The 19,900-nt window shown below is 48.0% G+C and carries 16 protein-coding genes and 4 pseudogenes; 4 read left to right on the top strand and 16 right to left on the bottom strand.

Features of this window, described 5'->3' with window-relative positions; translation table 11 throughout:
• Positions 1 to 18: 18 nt before the first annotated feature.
• Positions 19 to 1,212, top strand: a complete 1,194-nt coding sequence (locus tag ACLBWT_RS15415) for a glycosyltransferase family 4 protein (protein ID WP_447664014.1) — start codon at positions 19 to 21, stop codon at positions 1,210 to 1,212.
• Positions 1,213 to 1,659: 447 nt separating this feature from the next.
• Here the strand turns inward: ACLBWT_RS15415 and ACLBWT_RS15410 are convergent, their stop codons facing one another.
• The 11 genes and pseudogenes from ACLBWT_RS15410 to ACLBWT_RS15360 form a co-directional block, all read right to left on the bottom strand.
• Positions 1,660 to 3,165 (bottom strand): glycosyltransferase, encoded by a 1,506-nt coding sequence (locus ACLBWT_RS15410; RefSeq protein WP_447664241.1) that lies wholly within the window; start codon positions 3,163 to 3,165, stop codon positions 1,660 to 1,662.
• 406 nt (positions 3,166 to 3,571) lie between these two features.
• On the bottom strand, positions 3,572 to 4,816 hold the full coding sequence (locus ACLBWT_RS15405; RefSeq protein WP_447664013.1) for a glycosyltransferase family 4 protein: 1,245 nt from the start codon (positions 4,814 to 4,816) through the stop codon (positions 3,572 to 3,574).
• Positions 4,817 to 4,848: 32 nt separating this feature from the next.
• A complete protein-coding gene (locus ACLBWT_RS15400; protein WP_447664012.1) occupies positions 4,849 to 5,853 on the bottom strand; it encodes a glycosyltransferase family 61 protein in 1,005 nt (334 codons plus the stop codon).
• Between the two features lie 18 nt (positions 5,854 to 5,871).
• Positions 5,872 to 6,480 carry an SDR family oxidoreductase gene (locus ACLBWT_RS15395; protein WP_447664011.1) on the bottom strand — a complete coding sequence of 203 codons (609 nt, stop codon included), beginning with the start codon at positions 6,478 to 6,480 and terminating at the stop codon, positions 5,872 to 5,874.
• 302 nt (positions 6,481 to 6,782) lie between these two features.
• The gene (locus ACLBWT_RS15390; RefSeq protein ID WP_447664010.1) at positions 6,783 to 7,085 is read right to left on the bottom strand and encodes a hypothetical protein; all 303 of its coding nucleotides are present in this window, start codon (positions 7,083 to 7,085) and stop codon (positions 6,783 to 6,785) included.
• Complete coding sequence (locus ACLBWT_RS15385; protein WP_447664009.1) at positions 7,082 to 10,003, bottom strand: EAL domain-containing protein; 2,922 nt, start codon at positions 10,001 to 10,003, stop codon at positions 7,082 to 7,084. The genes ACLBWT_RS15390 and ACLBWT_RS15385 overlap by 4 nt, the downstream gene beginning before the upstream one ends.
• Before the next feature lie 534 nt (positions 10,004 to 10,537).
• Positions 10,538 to 11,110, bottom strand: coding sequence for a hypothetical protein (locus ACLBWT_RS15380; protein ID WP_447664008.1), 573 nt, complete (start codon positions 11,108 to 11,110; stop codon positions 10,538 to 10,540).
• Between the two features lie 857 nt (positions 11,111 to 11,967).
• A pseudogene (locus tag ACLBWT_RS15375) lies at positions 11,968 to 12,634 on the bottom strand (MFS transporter); the annotation flags it as partial.
• Positions 12,635 to 12,663: 29 nt separating this feature from the next.
• Complete coding sequence (locus tag ACLBWT_RS15370; RefSeq protein ID WP_447664007.1) at positions 12,664 to 13,044, bottom strand: MerR family transcriptional regulator; 381 nt, start codon at positions 13,042 to 13,044, stop codon at positions 12,664 to 12,666.
• Between the two features lie 227 nt (positions 13,045 to 13,271).
• Complete coding sequence (locus ACLBWT_RS15365) at positions 13,272 to 13,466, bottom strand: HXXEE domain-containing protein (RefSeq protein WP_447664006.1); 195 nt, start codon at positions 13,464 to 13,466, stop codon at positions 13,272 to 13,274.
• Entirely contained in the window at positions 13,463 to 13,666 is a 204-nt protein-coding gene (locus ACLBWT_RS15360) for a hypothetical protein (RefSeq protein WP_447664005.1), read from the bottom strand. Before ACLBWT_RS15360 ends, ACLBWT_RS15365 begins: the two co-directional genes overlap by 4 nt.
• Positions 13,667 to 13,839: 173 nt before the next feature.
• Here ACLBWT_RS15360 and ACLBWT_RS15355 point away from each other — a divergent pair, with 173 nt between their 5' ends.
• Complete coding sequence (locus tag ACLBWT_RS15355; protein ID WP_447664004.1) at positions 13,840 to 14,784, top strand: NADP-dependent oxidoreductase; 945 nt, start codon at positions 13,840 to 13,842, stop codon at positions 14,782 to 14,784.
• Between the two features lie 107 nt (positions 14,785 to 14,891).
• On the opposite strand, the gene ACLBWT_RS15350 is transcribed toward ACLBWT_RS15355, so the two are convergent.
• The 3 genes from ACLBWT_RS15350 to ACLBWT_RS15340 are packed head-to-tail and all read right to left on the bottom strand — an operon-like array spanning position 14,892 to position 17,503.
• Positions 14,892 to 15,677 (bottom strand): ABC transporter permease subunit, encoded by a 786-nt coding sequence (locus ACLBWT_RS15350; protein ID WP_447664003.1) that lies wholly within the window; start codon positions 15,675 to 15,677, stop codon positions 14,892 to 14,894.
• Positions 15,670 to 16,575 carry an ABC transporter ATP-binding protein gene (locus ACLBWT_RS15345; protein WP_447664002.1) on the bottom strand — a complete coding sequence of 302 codons (906 nt, stop codon included), beginning with the start codon at positions 16,573 to 16,575 and terminating at the stop codon, positions 15,670 to 15,672. The genes ACLBWT_RS15350 and ACLBWT_RS15345 overlap by 8 nt, the downstream gene beginning before the upstream one ends.
• On the bottom strand, positions 16,559 to 17,503 hold the full coding sequence (locus ACLBWT_RS15340) for an ABC transporter ATP-binding protein (RefSeq protein WP_447664001.1): 945 nt from the start codon (positions 17,501 to 17,503) through the stop codon (positions 16,559 to 16,561). The genes ACLBWT_RS15345 and ACLBWT_RS15340 overlap by 17 nt, the downstream gene beginning before the upstream one ends.
• A gap of 196 nt (positions 17,504 to 17,699) precedes the next feature.
• Here ACLBWT_RS15340 and ACLBWT_RS15335 point away from each other — a divergent pair.
• A pseudogene (locus tag ACLBWT_RS15335) lies at positions 17,700 to 17,907 on the top strand (TetR/AcrR family transcriptional regulator); the annotation flags it as partial.
• 53 nt (positions 17,908 to 17,960) lie between these two features.
• Positions 17,961 to 18,359 (top strand): annotated as a pseudogene (locus tag ACLBWT_RS15330) (TetR-like C-terminal domain-containing protein); the annotation flags it as partial.
• A 27-nt stretch (positions 18,360 to 18,386) separates the two neighbouring features.
• Here the strand turns inward: ACLBWT_RS15330 and ACLBWT_RS15325 are convergent.
• Entirely contained in the window at positions 18,387 to 18,920 is a 534-nt protein-coding gene (locus tag ACLBWT_RS15325) for a TetR/AcrR family transcriptional regulator (protein ID WP_447664000.1), read from the bottom strand.
• A gap of 491 nt (positions 18,921 to 19,411) precedes the next feature.
• Positions 19,412 to 19,672, bottom strand: a pseudogene (locus ACLBWT_RS15320) (thiol reductant ABC exporter subunit CydC); the annotation flags it as partial.
• Between the last annotated feature and the right edge of the window lie 228 nt (positions 19,673 to 19,900).

Here is a 19,900-nt window from a genome sequence, read left to right as displayed (position 1 = left end):
TATTGGGGGCTTCCTTCTGTGGGAGGATTGGAGAAATATGTGCTGCAGCTGAAGAGGGGATTGGAAGCAAGGGGACATGAAGTGGATATTTTCTGCAGAATGCCTGATGACTCCGGTTTTCATATTCTAAACAAGGGCTGGGGGTTGGCTAAAAGCTGCATTCGGCCCATGATTTCGGCCAAAGCAGATACTTACTTCGCGAACCACCTCACCGGGCTTGATCACGAAGTCGAATCTATGGAAATCGATAAATATTGCTATGAGGCTGCCGCAGCTTATTTCCGCCCGGCAACCTATGACATTATCCATACGCAGGACGTGATTTCCGCCAGGGCATTCGCTCGGATCCGCCACGCACATACAGCACTCGTTTCTACGATCCACGGATGCCTCTCGACCGAAAGTCTTGCCAGACATCAAGCGGAAGGTGTTATGATCGACGTTTTTCGTAAAACTCCGCTCTGGTATTACTATGGTCTAATTGAGCACTTCGGTATTATGCAGAACCATGAAACCATTATGCCGACAGAGTGGCTTAAATCGATCATGAACCGGGAGTTTCGCGTCCCGGATGATCGGATGACAACGATCCCGAACGGAATGGATATTGAGGAGTTCTTGCTTAAAATGAACGAACCCGCCATTATGCCCGACGCCGGCGGGAAGAAGGTCATTTTATGCTCAGCCCGCTTCGACCCGGTCAAAGGGCATATTCATTTACTTCGGGCTTTAGTCCGCTTAAAGCAGGCCAGAAACGACTGGGTGTGCTGGCTGGCGGGAAATGGGCAATTGGAAGGAAGGATAAGAGAGCAAGCTGCAACCTACGGACTTCATAACGAAGTCGTATTCCTGGGAAACCGCGAGGACATTCCGGCTCTTTTAAATAAGTCGGATATTTTCGTGCTTCCGAGCTTGCAGGATAATCACCCCTACGCCATTATGGAAGCTCATGTTGCCGGGAAAGCGGTTGTCGTTTCGAATGCCGGCGGCATACCGGAAATGGTGGCACATGAGAAGACCGGCCTGATCTTTCCTGCAGGGAACGATCAGGATCTATTCGATAATCTCCTTGCCGTTCTCAGCGAAGACGATCTTAGGCGCCGGCTCGGAGAACAGTCTAAAGCGTTTGGCTTGCAGCACTGGACTCTCCCAGCGATGACCGAGAGAACCTTAGCGATCTACGATAGAGCACTCCAAAAGAGATGGAGGTAACCATCATGGCCGTGCGAAAAAAAATAAAACCCGGGAAATCGAATATAAGGGTATCCCGAGGACGACGACGTAAGAGCACGAACAGAAAAAACCGGCGTACCTTGCGTCTCGGAAGGAAGAAGCTGAGGAGGAAGCGCCGCTACGTTTCCCTCGTCTCCGCTAACAGATATAACCGTTTTTTTCTCCCCCCCCACCGAACGATTCGTTTAAAAGTGGAACGCCGAATTTGGGATCGTATCGCTGCCGAACTCCCCCCGTCCTACCTGGCGCCTGATATTGATTTCGTGCAGCATATGAAGCAGTATTCTCACAGTCTCTAAATCTCTCTGGTCGGTCCCGGTTGCGATCCTCGCGTACTATTCGGAGCCGGTCAGTTTTTATTCGCAGGCTTGTCCATTTTGCATCATCATCTGTCCTGGGCCCCCCTAGTAATAGGAGGGTGCAAGACTAGACGGATTTTCGGAGCCTTTTGCGCGTTTTGAATCTTCGTATCGGTTTCCCTTTGTGGATCTTTTTCCCCCTTCTCTTCCCGAGCCTCTTTCTTAGTACTCGGCTCAAAGGGGGATAGGATCGGCGCTCGTGCCGGATTTCCAACCCGACGGGGTATGCGTAGAGCCTTCGCTCCGACACAACAAATACATCGGACAGTCGGAAGCCGTAGCGCCTGAAGGCTTTCGGCGAAGAGAAAGGCCGTTTTGTTCCCAGTTCCAGCAGATACACGGTCGGGGTTAGATTGCCCCGATATAATCGGCCTGGCTTCAAAAGCTTTACATGTGCGGCAGCTCTTTGCATGCCTGCCCTTGCCTCCAATAGACGGAGCGTGCTCATAAAAGACGCCAATCTGACCCGATAGGCTTCCGTACCGAAGCTCTGCTTTACCCGGTCGACATCCACATCTGCGGACTGCGCATGAAGTCCTTCTTTTACTTTGCCCGAGAGCCCGTTGATATCCTCCTTATCCACCAGCATGCTCTCCTGGCCTACCGTCGTTAAAACTTCTTCCAATCCTCCCGAACGATAGGCAACCGTTTTTTTTCCGAATAACAAAGCCTCAAGAGCGATCATGCCGAACCCCTCATCGATTAAGCTCGGAACCACGACTAAATCCATCAGGGGGTACATGCTCTCGATGTCGGGCTGAAAGCCCAGCAGCCAGAAACGGTCTCGGAATTCAGACTGTTCTACCAGTGTCCGGCAGTATCGTTCATAGTCGGCATCGCCGGCAGGACTTGCGATACATAGGAAACAAAGATCCTGCCGCTCTGCACAAAGCTTGAAGGCCATGAGCAGAAAGTGCTCCAATCCCTTCTCCCTCTGCATCCCTGCCGAGATATAACCGATCAGATGTTTGTGCTCGGGGAATCGGAATCTCTTCTTCAACTCCTCATTCGGTTGGACCCGAGGCAGAGAGCTCGCCTCACAAACCGGAGAGAACGGAGGAAGAAGCATAAGCTTCTCATCCGGCACTATTTCACGGAACAGGGCGAGTGAATGATTGGATACACCTGCGATAAAGTCGGCATATCGATTGATAAAATGAACGGATTGCAAGGCTGCTGCATGCTCTTGAATGATTTCATTGATCATCCAAACAACCGGTATACCCAACGATTTAGCCGCCATGGCGGGAAGTGCGTTCACGCAGCTGTTCACAATGACGATGTCGGGTCTGTAAACCTGGAGCTGCTGAATAAGCATGGCATGCTTTCCTTCTGCTAAGACAGAGGCTTCCGTCACCTCGAGCTCACCATCAGGGCGATAGATTGCCCATAGCAAATCAAACGGTTCGATTACGGTTCGGATTCCGTTTGCCTCGGCTTCCCTCTTCAAGATGCCATCCTCGGGCACGACCAAGGTGCATTCTGTGTAAGGAGAGAGCTCCTTCGCAAGCAAAAACAAATATTTTTCCGCGCCGGTAATGAATCGTTGTCCGCAGATGTGCGAGAATAGCATAACTTTCAAGCGAGCTCCTCCGGCTTTTATTGCCGGATGATTAAGGATGGGGAAATGGCTCTTATTTGCGGTTTTCCTTCTACGCTTGCGCCTTCCGATTCTACTCGCCGTCATTTTTCTTCTCATGAGTCCAGTTCCTGATGCCGGCTAGCCGCAAGAAGTTTGTTCAGCGCTTCAGTATCTGGGATTTGGTAACTGCCCGGTACCGACGCAATAATTTTTTTCCACACTCTAGAGTCGATGTCAATCACCTTCTTGATTCGGGGCTTTTGAAACAACTTCGTATACAGATCACCGATATCTTTGCATGGACTCTTGGCAGTCGTTGTTCTTTTCGGGGCAGGCTTGATCGGCTTATTGCTCGATGATCGCTGTATGACAAAATTGCCCATTCTTGAACGCATGCTCATAGGCCACTAATCCTTTCTCGTTTCCGAGTCAGCGCCATTTCGTAAACCGCATCCATTCGGGACATCATGAGATCTAGCGACCATCGTTCGTTCCCGGCATGCCTCGCCTGTGAAGAGAGATGATGGCGCAGCTGTTCATCGTTCAAGAGCGTACGCAAATATTGATACAGCTGTTCATCATTGCCTACCGGAAATACCAAACCCGTTTCTCCGTGAGCGACCATTTCGGGCATGCCCCCTGCATCGGACACGATGACTGCTTTTCCCGCCACTTGTGCTTCCATGACCGCGTACGGGTGATTATCCTGCAAGCTTGGAAGGACAAATATATCGGATTGCCGAAGCAGTGCCGGAACATCTCTGCGCGTCCCCAGAAACGCAACGTCTGCCTCGATGCCATGCAGCTTCACGAGCTCGCGGAAATTGAATTCCAGCCCGCCGCTGCCAACAAGCCAGCATACCCAGTCATCTCTCTCCCGTCTTAATTTGGCGAGCGCCCGTATCAGATACTTATGACCTTTGATGACATCAAAGCGTGCTGGACAAATGATGACCTTTTTTCCTGAAGCAGGACGCATATCGCTTTCGCCGTGCAGCTGGTCCGTGAAGCCTCGAATATCGATACCGTTAGGAACGACCGTTAACCGATCCCGGGGAATGGCAAATTCGTCAACCAACATCTGTTTCATCCACTGTGTCGGCAGAGTAGCCGCGTCTGCATTCAAACCGAGCTGTTCGCGCATGACGGCATATTGCCACAGCCGCTCCTTGCGTTCCGGGTTCTCCAGGTCCCCCTGTCTGAGCAACGTAAGAAACCATTCGCCTGCCAGATGCCCGTGGATGGTGGTAACCAACGCGGTTTGCGGACTCTTGATCCGAAACAATGCCCGTGCGGAGATGACATCCTGCGCATGGATGAGGTCATAAGAATCCACGCCTAAATAAGCCGCCCCCAGCTCATAGCAATACTTCTCCGTCTCCGCATCCAGAATGATCGGATCCAAACCGGACAGGCTCTCCTGGAAATACGCCTTCACGTTCGACTCCACTAAGGATTTTACTGATTTTCTCGGTAAATGCCGACGTTTGTTCAAGATGGAATAGCCGCTGCCATCAGGATACCTGCACAGAATATCCACCTGGTGGCCGCGTTGTTCCAGCCCCAGCTTCAGCTGCCGAATATAGAGATCCACTCCCCCAACATGAGGCAAACCCCAAAAGGTGGCCAGCAGAATTTTCATGGCTTTCTTTTCTTCCTTTCCGGTGCGATTCTCTATAAGCCCATCTGTTTACATAAGTGGTTAAGGTCAGGGATCGAAACGTATATGTTGTCAAGACCCGCCCAATACCACGGAATCCCTTCATAGCTGGGAGGCCGGGAGCCGATTCCGGTATAGGCAACATGCTGCAGCCCACCGTAATCGCATATTCGCTTAATATCATGGACAATGAAATTGGGAGAAAAAAATTCAAGCACCTTGGTTTGTGAGCTGCAGAAGGTGAGATTCGTCAACGCGCTTCCGGTAGGCGAAATGACGTATTCGGCTTCCGAGAACAGCTTGATTTGTTCTTTGACCGGCAAGTCCTCCGGATAGATGGTCTCAAACCCATAGGATTGCAGGACCTGAATGACCTCGTCTTCATTCGTTAAGGTTCTTCCGACCGAGTGTCCGCGGCTTATATACAATCTTCTTGAAGGCCTTGGCTCCTGAGAGAGAAATTCGCTTCTTAAAAAATGATTGACCCATTTCTGTCCGAATCCGATTGATGGCACAATTAACCGTTCCGCTTCGATATGAAATTGATTATCGCTGTAAATCAAGCGGTCAGCCGTGATGCCAAGCATCCCGAGCGTTTCATACTGGAAGGGCTGCAAATCTTTACTCACGATGTATTTATCTACGGGTATCCTGCTGCAGGACAGCAGATAGATCCGGGGCAAGACGTCATGCATCCAGTGATAGTAGTTGGATGAGCCGATTTTCGTAAGGACTGCAATATTCCCCTGCATATATTCGACCGGCGGTAACGTTTGAGTGAGAAACACCGGATGTTTGTGAGGATCATTGCTCCAATCATAGGAGACCTCCCAAATCAACACATTATTAGGAGAAATCACGGTTCCGCTGTTACCGTACACCCTGCCCCGGGGAATCGCAGCTACAAAGGTTGGGAACTGGGCATTCACAGCGACCTCGCAGTATACATCCGATAAAGCGTAGCCCGAGCTGACTGCCCAATCTTTCATCCAATAATAATAATCCGTTGGCCTGTTCATTAAACGGAATACCCCCTCTCAGACTTGGACGAATCCCGTACGTTCGAGAATGCCGCTGTTGGAAACTTGGTAGGTTCCATACCGCTCCGTCGTGATTAACCTTCCGATGTACTCCGCTAAGCCAACCGTATACGCAAGGTGGCCGACTTGATCATCAACCGCCTTAATCGTCTCCTGATTCTCGGCGAGTGAGCGTACAATGAAATGCCGGGGACAAACCGCCTTCACGAACTGCTCCCCTAGCAGATTCGATTTGCCATAAATATTGAGATTGGTCCGATCCATATCGCTATTTAGCACTCCCTTGGTACCGTCAAACCTATAATCCGTACTGACATGCACCAGCTTCGCACCGGCTGACTCCGCGGCAATTGCCAAATTGCTGACTGCGAGCGCATTGATCCGGTAAGCCTCCTCAACAGCCTCCTCGGCCTGATCCACATTGGAGTAGGTCATCGCATTAATAACAACGTCGGGCTTCACATCACCAACCATCTTCTGCACTGCCCGCAGGTCGCAGATGTCGAGTTCCTGCCAGCTAAAAGCCGTACACGCAAACGTTGGTTCGAGAACACGGAGCAGATCTCGTCCGAGATGCCCGCCGGCACCCGTAATAAAGATGTTCATTCGTCCCTTTCCTCCTTCACTCGGAAGCTATTACTCTTTCACATTCCCTGACAGCCGAAGTCCGTCATCAAGCAGCGACAGCTGCGTTCTGGCGTCGGTCCACCATCCCGTAAGTACTCTATTTCCCAGCCGTCCTTTGCCGGTGACGAGTATATATCATGGATGCCGGCATCGGACATTTTAAGCTAAGATGATGCCTTTCATTGCCTAACTCCTTCTCTCTCGAGATAGGATCTCAGATAATACCATGCTACTATGATATGCATCCATTTCGGATGAGTAGTGGACGATTACCTTCACCGTTAAAAATTGGCTTTTACCCGTACCGGTAACGCACGAAAAGAGGGTGTCCCAGAAGCCATGAAAATGGCGAGGGCACCCTCTATTATGGGATTACTTTTTTGTTTTTGCCCAATCGTCGAGCTGCTGTTGGCGTAACGAAGGAATGAAAGGGCATTGACCCGTCGAGAAATGGGAGTGAAAGCCTCCGGAGGTACGTGGAGCAGCTTGCAGCAGAGCTCGCTGTACCGGTACAGATTGAACGAATCGATCAGCGGCGCCTCCTGCTTCAGCTCGTTTTGCCTTTTGAGCACTTCATAGTTCAAATAGACGTTCCTGTCGTCAAGCTGCTCAAATACTGATTTAATAAAGTGCGGTCTTTATCATGAAGGTCACAGACCAATCCATATTCATTTATATCTTCCAATTCGTTCTTAAAAACAATGTTCCCTTTGAACCGGATCGTTCGATCAAGGAGTTTGGCCCTGATTTGTATCACAAAGTCTCGACTTACAGGCAGACTCAACGTCGATACGAAATGCAGATCGTTAATGCCTATTTCTTTAATCTCGACTTCCGTTACGCCTAATTTAATATCTTCGTCCTTTATTTTGATTATGGTCATATCTGCATGTAAGGGAGGTGTGAAATAACTTCGCTTCCCGGCTTTTTTGTCTTTTCCGTGAAGGCCGCTCTCAGACTCGGCCTCTTTGGGAGGCAGTGTACCCCGGCTCAGCAACATGATAAATTCATGCTCGGGAACCGCACGGCTAAATATGTAGCCTTGTACTTGATCGCAAAGATGCTCTTTCACGAACTGAAGCTGGTCCAAGGTCTCTACGCCTTCAGCAACAATTGTCATGTTCAGGCTTTTGGCCATCTGGATGATCGCTTGTGTGATGGACTTTTCCTTGCTGTTTGTTGCGGTTACCTCTTTAATGAAGGACCGGTCGATTTTTAAAATATCAATAGGAAAACGAGTCAGGTAGGACAGAGAGGAGTAACCGGTGCCGAAATCGTCCAAGGCCATTCTGATGCCCAGATTTTTCAATTCGGCCATGGTATCCTGAAGCGATTCTTCATGCTGCAAAAAGACGCTTTCCGTTATTTCGAGCTCGATCCATTTCCCTTGTACGCCAAAGGTTTGGAGCGTATCATGCAAATTCGACACATAGTCTCTCTCCAAAAAGCTTTTGGGAGAGATATTGATCGATACGGGCACTTTTTTCAGACCGAGCCGATCCCACCTGGACAGGTGTTCACATACAGTTCTTGATATCCAGTCTCCAACGGGTAATATGAGTCCGGTCTCTTCGGCCAGAGGGATGAATTCCTCCGGCGAGACCATGCCCCACTCCGGATGGTTCCACCGAATGAGCGCTTCGGCGCCCAGGATCGTTCCGGATCGGGGGCACACTTTGGGCTGGTAGTAGATCACGAATTCTTCATTCGATATGGCCTTTCGCAGGCCTTTTTCAAGCGAGAAGATCCGAAAGGTATTCACGTTCATCGATGAAGTGTAAAATTGGTAATTGTTTTTGCCGTTTTCCTTGGCGCGAGCCAGCGCAATATCGGCATTTTTAAGCAATGTCTCGCCGTCGTTACCGTCAAAAGGGAAGATGCTTATGCCTATGCTGGTTGTTAGGAACAGCTCATATTGATCGATATAGAAAGGCTTTTGAATCTCTTTTAAAATATTTGCAGACAAGACTTTTACTTGCTTTTCGCTTTTCAGATCACGAACGATTGCCGTAAAATTGTCTTCTCCTACCCTAGACAATATCGTATTACCGGCGCCGATACACGAGCTTATTCGTTTGGCCGCCATTTTTAGAAGCTCATCGCCGTATGAATATCCCAATGTTTCATTCACATATTTAAAACGGTCCAAGTCCAATTGCATAACGGCGATTTTGTTTTTCTTTTCGATCGTGGATTTGATCGTATCGGTTACTTCGTTTTCCAGGTATCTCCGGTTCGGCAATCCCGTTAAATAATCATAGAAGGCCAGATGATGGAGTTCGGCCGACGCGCGCACCTCATCCGTGATATCAACCAATGTTCCTACCAAGGAGGGAATCCCGCCCAAAATCAATAATTTCACATAGACTTCGACATCCATTAATTGCCCGTCTTTTTGGATAATCTTTATACGTTCCGAACTGTTTTTCGGATACCCGTTCACGATGTCGCTTATTCTTTCTCTCATGGCATCCCTGTACTCGGGCGACAACAGCTGAAGAACATCCATTTGGAGCAGGTCCGACTCGCTGTAACCGGTTTTATGGATAATATACGGGTTGGCATAAGTCAGTTTCCCATTTTGCAAGATGATGACGCCAACCAGGGCCTCCGTAACCAGGCTGCGATAAATCAATTCGGATTCCCGCAGTTTATCCTGGATCGCTTTTTTCTCGGTGATATCTTGAACAATACCGAGAAGTTCTTTAGCCTTGCCGGATTCATCCGTTACGACTTCAGCTCTCCCCAATAAAGTGCGTACTTCCCCGGCACCACGATTGATCCGGTACTCGATCTCCGATGATTCTTGGCCTCCGTTGATGATGTCTCCAAAAAAGCGGAATACTTCATCAGCATCCTCCGGGTGAAGTGATTGTTTTAGGTCATCCAATGAAAAACTCGAGGATTTTTCTATGCTGTGAATGTGGAATAATTCGTCGGACCAGTGTATTTTGCGGTTTACGAGATCCCAATCCCAGTTGCCTGTCTGAACCATCTTTTGAGCGTAGGCAAGCCGGTTTTCACTTTTCCTCAATTTGTTTTCCATTTCTTTTCGAGCCGTGATGTCAAACAGAAAGGTAAGGATTTCACGGCGGGAATGGTCCGGATTAAAAATGGGAATTTTTACGACATCAAAGGTCGCCGAGTTTCCGCCAAGCATAAGAGAGGTTTGCAGTTGAAATTTTTGTTTGGATTCCCACGTGATTCGATCCGATTCTTGGGTAAACGTCATCAATTGTTCATGGTTGTCCGCGATTCGGATTACCTGATCAACCTTTTTTCCGGTATAATCCTTTATTTTTAGGTTGGAAGATAATCCTTCACTGACTCTGTTGATGCGTCCCTCCCCGTCTCTGCTGATCAAATAGCCGAAGGTATCAATAACAGCAAATAATAGATCGTTTTTATAGACATATTCATCCTCTACGAGAGGCTTGGTATTTAACTTGAATATGTTTTCATATGTGGTTTCCAAAAAGCTTTTGATGGTACTTTTCCGCATCGACCGTCATTCCTTTGTACTTTTCTAAGGATCATGGTTGCATTTGTATCCGCATAGCTATGAGCAGGTATGAGGAAAAACCCACCGCTGGATACATTCATAGCTATGAGCGTGACGGAAGCGAAGGTCTAGCGCTGGGCCATTCACCTGGCAAACCTCGCCGCCTTACGGATGAGCAAGAGAAGACTCTGGCGGAAACCTTTAATCGTACGGCCCCCAAGGCGGTGGAGAACCGCCAAACAACGCTCATACATCCGTTTGTCGGAAGTCTCGCGAAGCACCTTTTTGCCGCTGGTTGGGCAGCATGCTGAATGCCGCGCCGTTGTTCTTGTACAGATGAATTTTGAAAAACTCGCCGATCACTGAAATCTGATCGCCTCATATTCAAGCAAGTTCTTGTCGCTACACATGTTCTCTCACAAGCATCACCTACCGGAAAGGGTCAATTGATGTAAACTGCCCTTTAGCTTAACAACAGAAGGAGCGGCGGCGGCAAACTACTCCTGGATCGCTGAACTAAAGTTCTCCGTTAGATTAATCGTTTCGAGCAATATTACGAATTATTAGTTCAGGTGATTTTGAAGTCGAGTACCAATTAAAATGAGTATGACCAGCATATGAAGTTGCCAAAAGCTCGCAGGAATGGGTCAGTAATTCAAGTCCTAACCTTGAGGCATTTAGGAGGATAAGGTCTTGACCCGCATCTATTCTTAATTGCTTTTCGTATTTCCAACTTTCCCATGTATCCCAAAACACATCATTTTCTCTATTTTCAACAGCTAGCTCATATCTCCTGATCGGCTTATGGCGATTAAGGGCTGATTTTACTTCCTTACTAAGCTTTCGGTTTAATGGAGTGACAGCACCATTAAAAATAAAAAGGTCAGCATTTTCGGGACTTCCGCGTTGAAAATAAAGCACATCATCAGTGTCATGACAATGTTTAATGAGAGCTGAAAGCAAAAACATCTCTGAGGAATCTTTTACGTCAATAAGCAGAAAATGCCCCATCTCCTCTGTCACAACCACCCCGATCTCTTGTTGGTGCAGATGCACGACGTTTAGATCGTATGATCCTTCTTTAAGATGGTATCGATTCAAATTCAAATGATTACGCCTCCGTTATATGGTATCTCTAGGATACCAGAATCGGAGTTACACGGAAGTATCCTGCCTGTTAGCTTCATCCTTATTTTACCACATTCCACCCTCCTGACGTCTCAACATTTAGTTTGCATGTTCCAGCACATCTGCTCAGGCCCTTGACGTTCCACTTTGTAAATCGGTTATTCCGCGTTACAGATAGTCGTCGGGAATGGGATCATGTTCTTGACACGCATCGGAAATGGGATCATGTTCTTGACATCGGCCAATGACAAGAACTTGATCCCATAAAACAAAAAAGCCGCGATTAATGCGACTTTTATTGGAACAATGTTTTTGACTTCCGACAATTTTTGATTTTTTTCACAAAACTTCCTGCTGCAATCTTATCTATCACTTTTTCCTCGTCACACGACACGCAACCTGAAAACAGCTTTCTAGTGTGATATAACACCCCGGGTCAAAATTCTCCCACATGTTTAATCCTCTCATTTCTCTCTTATAACTGACAACGAAATTACTTTGCTAACGTAGACACCGTCGTGTTCTTAAAGAACTAACGTTTCCCGTTAGCTGAGAAATATTGAAATTGCTACTCTGCCTTAGAAGGCAACTTTAAAACATATTCTTCGACTTCCTCAGCACGTACATTGGAAAACCCCTTGTCTTCACCCGCATTTTTCCAACACCCGAATAGCATCCGGCCATAGCGATAACATAAATATAAAAAGCCCCATAATCAGCGTTCTATTGTTACTATGTTATTGTCACCCGACATTGATTTAGTGTCATACATTTATATCCCTCTGTTTTGTAGATATAAAATAATAAGTTGGATTAAACAAGGCTGCCGTTTATAAACCAAATAAAAATAAGGCGAACGTTAAGGTTTTTCCCGACATGTTCGTTACAGTTCCAAGATATTCTGTGATGAAACTATTAATGCTCGAAGTTGCTGAACCTATAAAAACAACAGCAGCAATGGCCAGCCATAGAACCGGCTTCTTCAATACGCTTATTTGGGAGCCATAAGAAAGTCTTTCTTCGTATATGAAAGCTCCGCTAGCTATAAAATTTGTGATTGCGACACCAATAATCATGCCAGCGGTTACTCCCAGAATCACTTTAGAAACAGCCATTGGAGCTTCTTCCGTCTTACAGAGGCTGGGGCGACTGTCAGAGCCATGGAGTAATATATGGGGTGAAAAAAGGTTGGAATCACGCGAGCAATTAGTAAAACGGTAAAGCTTGAAGCAAACAAAGAAACGATGTTGCCGGCAACGAAAATACCAAGTACGAGCAGCATGACCGTCTTTTGATTCATTCCCGAGAACAATAACGGCATGATAGGACCGGATAGTGCGACAGCAAGGGCAAGAGGCTTACAAGGAGACCTGCTTTGGCTACACTGATATCAAAATGCAAAGCAATTGAAGGCAGTATTCCAATAAAGCCCATCTCCGTGGTCAGGATACCGAAAACACCTGCAGCCAATATGAAAATAAGATATTTATTCTGTGAAGTCATGTTCATTTCCTCAGTCCATTACTTAATTCTTAATCTGCTCTCAGGTTTCTTTCAACCGGTACGACTGACTGTTCATAGTTCTCAATTTTTCGATTCAAAAGCTCCAAGGTTTTTTGCAGTTCATCCATTCTTGCAGCCAACTGATTTCGTTGTTCAATTAATAATTCCTTTCTCATTTGCTTCGTCTCGTCACCTTGATGTACCATTTCTACGTATTCAAGCAACAACTCTATGGACATACCTGCTTTACGCATATATATGATGGTTTGAATCCATTTACAGTCAAGCTCCGAGTATCCCCTTATCCCGCTATTGTTTCGACTTATACGAGGAATAAGACCTATTCGCTCATAATAACGCAGCGTATCGGGTGAAATACCGAATTTCTCGGATATCTCTGAAATTATCATACAAATCGTCTCCTTCCCTTATCGAAGCATAACAATTGAAGTGAACTTCAGGTCAAGGTTTTTTTGATCGCCGCAGCGAGTCATCTTAGGTTTGGATATTGCGCTCTTGATCAAACTCTCCCTTTCCGTGCAGAATGCTGCGAATCCAGCTATATTCCCAATTAACGATGTGAGACAAGAGAACCAGTCCTCGTGAACCTGCTAGTTGTTTTGGAATAGAGTCTTCATTATTGGGCACTCTCCTTAGATGGACCGAAGCAAACGTGCGCAGCCCATCCGCAGAGCGGCAGGAATAGGATCAAGGAAGTAAGCAGGCCTGGCGTGTAGCCTTCACCCGTGAATACGGGAACTGGATGAGACAAAGCGTTTACAGCCATGATTCCATACATCGACAAGCCGACCAAGGGATGATGTCGGCTCACAAGAGCGGCAATCGGCGCAGCGAACCATGCGATGGAAAGATTGACCGCCCTAAAAATCCGTTCGGCAAAAGCCCGCCTGGAGAAGCAGCCGTATAAAGCATCGTTGCCATCGTATTGGGAAATTCGTGAAGCCTCCCTCTCAAATCAATGCCATATTCCTCCACGTTATGAGCCAGATAGGCATACCACTGCAAATCCATCGTTTTAACCCTCCTCGTCCATGCTAATAACGGGATATCATACGCTCAACACACAGGATTATAGTGTTGATTGAATATAAGCAGCCTCTATTCTAAGATAGAACCAGATTGAATGACGATCAACATGTTGTTCATTGAAATCAACCTAAAAGGAAGCAGAGGTGCATTCAAGGATGAAAGCAGTCCGATATCATCAATATGGAGCGGCAGACGTGCTTCAGTACGAGGAAGCTCCGATTCCGGAAGCAAGCACAGATGAAGTGTTGATCAAGGTGGCGGCGACAGCCTTCAATCCGTCAGATGCCATGGTGAGAATGGGCGCATTGAAAGATTTCCTGCCATTGGAGCTGCCTTTCATCCCGAACGTGGACGTGTCCGGCATCGTTGAAAGGGTGGGAGATTCCGTTACTGGCCTGAATGTAGGCGACAAAGTATTTGCCTTTCTTGATATGACCCGCAACGGCGCGGCAGCCGAGTATGTAGTCAGCAAGGCCGCGGATGTCGCTATTGCGCCGGCAACGATTGCCCTCCAGGACGCAGCAGCTGTTCCGGGTGGAGCGATGACCGCTTGGCAAGGCCTCTTCGACCATGGGAATCTGCAGTCCGGCCAACGTGTCTTGATTACGGCCGCTGCCGGCGGCGTCGGCTCGTTTGCCGTTCAAATGGCGAAGTGGAAAGGCGCTTACGTCATCGGGACCGCTTCCGAGAGCAGCTTCTCTGCCCTTCAGCAATTGGGAATCGATGAAATCATCGATTACAAGACTGAAGCTGTAGAGGAGAAAGTGACTGAGAAAGTCGACTTGATCTTCAACCTCGCCCCGATTCCTTCCGAGGAAGTAACAAAGCTGCTTCGCCTCCTCAAGGAGGGCGGCAAGCTGGTCACGGCATTGAATCCTGCCGATGAAGAAGCGGCGAAAGAGCTCGGCGTTCATGCGGAGAGGATGGCTGTACAGCGCAATTCGGAGCAATTGTCCCAGATCGCTCAGCTTGTCGATGCCGGCGCTGTCAGCCCGTTCATTACCGAGAGACATCCGCTCAGCAATCTCGCTTCCGTTCATGAAAAAATGGGACAAATGCGTGGGAAAGTCCTGCTTCTTGTAGACGATGTCGAGTCCTGACAGCCTAATCTGACGAAATAGAACGGCCCTAGGTCCTCCCGGAAGGATTGACCTAGGGCCTTTTCTTTTTCGAGCTTCATCTTCGCTCTGATTGTAGCCTTGTACGCCTACAGCGGCAAATCTTTATTTTTAAAGACTCGAACTCCAAGAAGATAAAGGACTATGCCGACTGCGGCAAGCACGGCGTACGAAATCGCATAATTGCCGTTGTTCAATACGGCGCTCGTGTCGAACAAAGCGTTCATGGATATATATTTGAGCTTTTCCAAGCTGCTGTCGACATCCCCCATCAGGTTGAGGAGGAAAAAGGCCATTGGAATTCCTGCTCCCCATGCCAATGAGTTTTTGGTGAGATTGAATACGCAGGAGAAGAAGAAAGAAATTCCGCTTGTCGCGAACATCAACAGAAACAAGCCGAGATTGAGCATGAAATAGCTGCTCTGCTGGAAATCGGTATCGCCTTGGAAGAGCTGGATCGAAGCGCAGCCCGCTATCGTGACGATCAGAATCATCAGGATGAGCGATGAGATCAAATAAGCCGCTTGGGTCAAAACAACGGTGCTTCTTTTCGTCGGAGTCGACAGCAGGTATGCCATGGAGCCCCTATCCACTTGCGAGGCGATGAGGCTGTTGGCGGTCATGATGATGAATACGATCGGCAGCAGGATCCCTTGAATGCCATAAAACGTCTTGGCGAGCATGCCGAGGAAGGTAGCCTCGCCGAGCAGGTTGGCCAGAGGCGTGTCCTTCACCATGCCCGACATATCGGAGATGGTGCTGGGGTCAAAGACTGCGATCAGCACGACATGAAAAACGGTCATGATAACCGTGAACACGAGCCATAGCTTCATGTTCGCCTTCAAGGTCTGTTTGAAAATCGCTTTGCTAAGCATGGGCTTTATCCTCCTCGTAAATCCCTTTGAAGTAATTCTCAAGCGTATATTTGATTTCCTTGATGAACTTGATGGAATAGCCCTTCAGCGTTCCGAACAACCTATTGATATCGGCATCATGGATTTGGATCACCACTTGATTGTGTTCATCGCGCTTTTTCACGAAATGAAACGGCTCGGACAAAAACCGCCGATAATCGTCCGGGGATAAAAACTCGATTTTGTATTCCTTGTTTTCATTGTGCTTGACCTCGGAGGTCCGTTTGACCGCGATCAGCCTTCCGTCTTTGATCAGAGCCACCTTGTCGCAGGTATGCTCGACTTCCTCGAACATATGGCTGGACATGAATATCGTCTTGCCTTTCTTTTTTTCTTCATTCAGGAGTTCAACGAACTCAGCCCGCATAAGCGGATCCAAACCTGTCGTCGGCTCATCCAATAGGAGAATGTCAGGATCGCCCATCAATGCGGCCACGATAGCCGTCTTCTGCTTCATTCCCTTGGACATCCGCTTCAGATTGGCTGTCGGATCGAGCTGAAGCTTCTTTATCATGTGCTCTGCATAGGACATGTCCGCCAGTCCCATTACTTCCGCCTGCCGTTTCAGAAACTCCGTTCCCGTCGGGGCATCCGGAAATGCAATCTCTCCTGGAATATATCCGATCAGCTTCTTGAGCTCCGCTGAATCCGTCCAGCCGTTCATTCCGTTGATCGTCACCGTACCGCTATTCGGCTTCAGGAAGCCCATCATATGGCGGATGGTCGTCGTCTTGCCGGCTCCATTCGTGCCTACAAAACCAAAAACCTCGCCCTTCTCGATCGTTAGATCCAGGTTGAAAACGCCTTTTCCATCTCCATAATCCTTGGTCAAATCCTTGATTTCAATGTAAGGCATCATGTCCGGCACCTCCCGTTGCTTCCGAGCTGCGGTCATAAAACTTCATGAAATAATCCTCCAGCGTAAATTTGATCTCCGAGAAAAACTTCACCTCGAATCCGGCTATGAAGGAAACAAAGCTGTTGATATCCTTATCCTTGACGCTCAGTGTCGCCTGAAGCTTTTGAGGCGACAATGAAAGCACTTCAAGCTGCCGGATCGTCTTCGCTTCATCGCTGAACCGCTTGAAGGCGGCTTCCGTTTGGAATTCCAGCTCGTAGGTTTTGATTTCGATATGGCGCAAGTCATCCGCTACGAAAGAAGAGATCAGCCGGCCGTCTTTTATGATCGAGATCCTGTCGCAGGTCGCATCGATTTCGGAAAAGATATGGCTCGAGATCAGAATGGTTTTTCCCTTCGCTTTTTCTTCTTTGATGAATTCAATAAATAAAGTCTGCATGATGGGATCCAATCCGCTCGTCGGTTCATCAAGCACAAGCACGGCAGGGTCATGCATGAATGCCGTTACAATCGCAAGTTTCCGTTTCATGCCGAGCGACATGCGCTTCAAGCTTCCGGAAGCATCCAGCTCAAACTTTTTCATCAAGGCCCGAGTGTGGGTCATGTCCGATATCCCTCGCAAATCGGCCATCATTCCTATGAATTCAGTCCCTGTCAATGACTCAGGCAAGGCGATTTCACCGGGCAAGTAGCCCAGATCTCTCTGAATATCGCTCGCACGCTCCCAGCTGTCGAGTCCATGCACCAAGGTGCGCCCTTTCTGCGGACGGGAAAAACCCATGATATGACGGATCGTCGACGTTTTGCCGGCTCCGTTCGGTCCCAGGAATCCGTATACTTCTCCTTTTTCGACGTTGAAGGAAACATCGAAAATCCCCCGGTTATGACCATAATCCTTGGTCAAATGTTCAATCTCAATGATAGGCATAATAAACCCCCTTCTCCATGATATGGACTCTTATGTCCTATTCAGATCCCCTCAAACAAACAACGTGTTGTTTTACTTCTCGTTTTTTTTTATAATTATCGTGAATCAGCGAAACAATGATCAGAAAGGTCTCGTATGTCTGTTATCCAACATCATATGTAAATGTGTTTATCTTTTCTGAGGAGATGAATGAAAGATGGCAGATACGGATCTGCGCATTATTCGTACGAAGGAATCGATTCGAAAGGCATTGATTCATCTCATCGAGGAAAAAGGCTTTGAAGCGATTACCGTAAAAGACATTACGACAAGGGCTGGAATAAACCGCGGCACTTTTTATGCGCACTATCAGGATAAATACGATTTGATGGCCAAATGCCAGGAAGATATCATGATGGAGCTGGCCAACATCGTCAGACAGAACTTTGCCGGCTTGGAAGAGAATCAACACGAATTTGTGCCCTCAACGGCGCCGCTTGCGGTCTCGATCGCCCTTTTCAACTATCTGGATGTCAATCGAGAAATCCTGAGAGCGGTATCAGGCCCAAAAGGAGATCTGACTTTCCAAACGAAGCTGAAGGACTTTATGTGGAACACTCTCTTTGTGCGAAAAGAATTTCCGCTCATCAAGCAAGAAAATCTGCTCGTCCCGAGCGAATATTTGATCGCCTACATCGCTTCGGCCCATATGGGCGTCCTTCAGCAATGGTTGAATGGAGACGGCAAGGAAACGCCGGAAGAGATGGCTCGCATCCTGTCGACCATAACGGTAAAAGGTCCCTTCACAGCTGCAGGGCTGAAGGCCGAACAATTGCTGCCGGATGCTGAAACAACACCAAAAGAGGAGCAAGGCTGACAAGTTCAGCCCCGCTCCTCTTTCCTTTTACTTGATCGCGAAAAATTTGATCTTCACATAAATGACCGCCATTTCTTCCGGAGATTGCCGCATTCCGCTGTTCAGCCAATCTTCAATGACTCCAAGATAAGCGGAAGTGGCAAACGCGGAAAAATACTCTTTAGGAATCGAGATATCCTGGAAGTGATCGTTGATTTCTTTGAAAATGCCGTTTTTCAGAAAATCCTTCAACTTCGGTGAAAATCCAGGATCTCCTTTGGCGCCAAGCAATGCTTTCAATATCGGCCCGTTCTGCTTCAAATAGCGAAAAACGTCGACCAACGGAGCATGCGGCTTGTTTTCTTTATGGCTGTCCATCATCTCCTGATAATCGAGCGCGTGCATATGCTGCTGCAAACCATCAAGCAGCTCGCTCTCCACTTTTTCGAGCAAGTCATATTTATCCAGATAGTGGAGGTAGAAGGTGCCTCGATTTATTTTCGCCCGTTGCGTCAAATCCCGGACGGTTACATTGGCGAACCCTTTTTCTTCAATCAACAGCAGGAGCGTTTCTTTTATCAAGTGGCGCGTTCTCTCCACCATTCGGTCATGTATTTTATCTGCCATCATCATCTAACCTTTCAAAACGTATGCTGACTCGTATTGTCAGTCTAACCCGTATTCTTGGATGATACAAATGCTCAACAAGAGAAACCCAAGCCATAAAGCGGCCTGGGTCGGGGTCGCCGGCTTCCAGCTTGAAGCCATCGATCCCATATTCGCGCTGCAGAGTTTCCAGCTGTACATGCATCCACTCGATTGCCGCAGGGTTGGTGCAATCCAGCACCGCGCTCCAGCTTCCGTTCCACCACTTGCGAATCGCCGTCCCGCCATTCCGATCCGATCATGATGACGCCTGGAGGCATTCCATTCGATAGGACGTCTTTCGCGTAGCTCAACACTTTTTCTTGAGTAGGCTCATATAACAGCTCGATCCAAAGTGTACTGGGGGCAACTTTTTGAATAGTCATTAGCGTCTCCGAACCTTGACTCAACCTTCTGGACAATTCTCCCGCTTCTCCGATAACCTGCAGCTCGATTTGCTTCATCTCGTACAAATAACCCTTCTGCTCCATCAATTCCGCAAAGTACCCGTTTCCACGATGCTGCCTTGATCCATGACCACAATTCGGTCCATCGCCTCCAAACCGGCAAGCCGATGGCAAATCAGGAGGAGCGTATCGTCCGTAGCCTGTCTGAATAGCTGCCAACCGTCCGTTGCGGAGTATCGCCCGCGCCAGCGCGAGTCGCTGCTTCTCTCCATCCGACAGGTTTTAGCGCAGACTTTAGAAAAACGAAAAACCCGCTTCAATCGAAGTGGGTTTTTCGGTGTTCATAATGCCTCAGCAAGGGATTTCTCAATGTCCGCGACACTTTGGAATTGTCCTTGGACGATACGGGCGATCTTTCCTTCCGGAGAGATAAGAATGGAAGTCGGAAGCGCCTTTGCCCGAAAGGCGCTGACCGCTTCTCCCGTTATATCCACGAATACGGGCATGTCG

The sequence above is a fragment of the Paenibacillus sp. D51F genome (genome assembly GCF_053345695.1).
Note: the sequence above shows the minus strand (reverse complement) of the source record. Positions and strands in the feature narration are given on the sequence as shown.

What these genes read in the sequence shown, in the direction of transcription:
- ACLBWT_RS15410 (WP_447664241.1), bottom strand. Translation starts at nt 3,165, where the DNA reads ATGCTATTCTCGCACATCTGCGGACAACGATTCATTACCGGCGCGGAA.
- ACLBWT_RS15405 (WP_447664013.1), bottom strand. Translation starts at nt 4,816, where the DNA reads ATGAAAATTCTGCTGGCCACCTTTTGGGGTTTGCCTCATGTTGGGGGA.
- ACLBWT_RS15400 (WP_447664012.1), bottom strand. Translation starts at nt 5,853, where the DNA reads ATGAACAGGCCAACGGATTATTATTATTGGATGAAAGATTGGGCAGTC.
- ACLBWT_RS15395 (WP_447664011.1), bottom strand. Translation starts at nt 6,480, where the DNA reads ATGAACATCTTTATTACGGGTGCCGGCGGGCATCTCGGACGAGATCTG.
- ACLBWT_RS15385 (WP_447664009.1), bottom strand. Translation starts at nt 10,003, where the DNA reads ATGCGGAAAAGTACCATCAAAAGCTTTTTGGAAACCACATATGAAAAC.
- ACLBWT_RS15370 (WP_447664007.1), bottom strand. Translation starts at nt 13,044, where the DNA reads ATGATAATTTCAGAGATATCCGAGAAATTCGGTATTTCACCCGATACG.
- ACLBWT_RS15360 (WP_447664005.1), bottom strand. Translation starts at nt 13,666, where the DNA reads ATGGATTTGCAGTGGTATGCCTATCTGGCTCATAACGTGGAGGAATAT.
- ACLBWT_RS15355 (WP_447664004.1), top strand. Translation starts at nt 13,840, where the DNA reads ATGAAAGCAGTCCGATATCATCAATATGGAGCGGCAGACGTGCTTCAG.
- ACLBWT_RS15350 (WP_447664003.1), bottom strand. Translation starts at nt 15,677, where the DNA reads ATGCTTAGCAAAGCGATTTTCAAACAGACCTTGAAGGCGAACATGAAG.
- ACLBWT_RS15345 (WP_447664002.1), bottom strand. Translation starts at nt 16,575, where the DNA reads ATGATGCCTTACATTGAAATCAAGGATTTGACCAAGGATTATGGAGAT.
- ACLBWT_RS15340 (WP_447664001.1), bottom strand. Translation starts at nt 17,503, where the DNA reads ATGCCTATCATTGAGATTGAACATTTGACCAAGGATTATGGTCATAAC.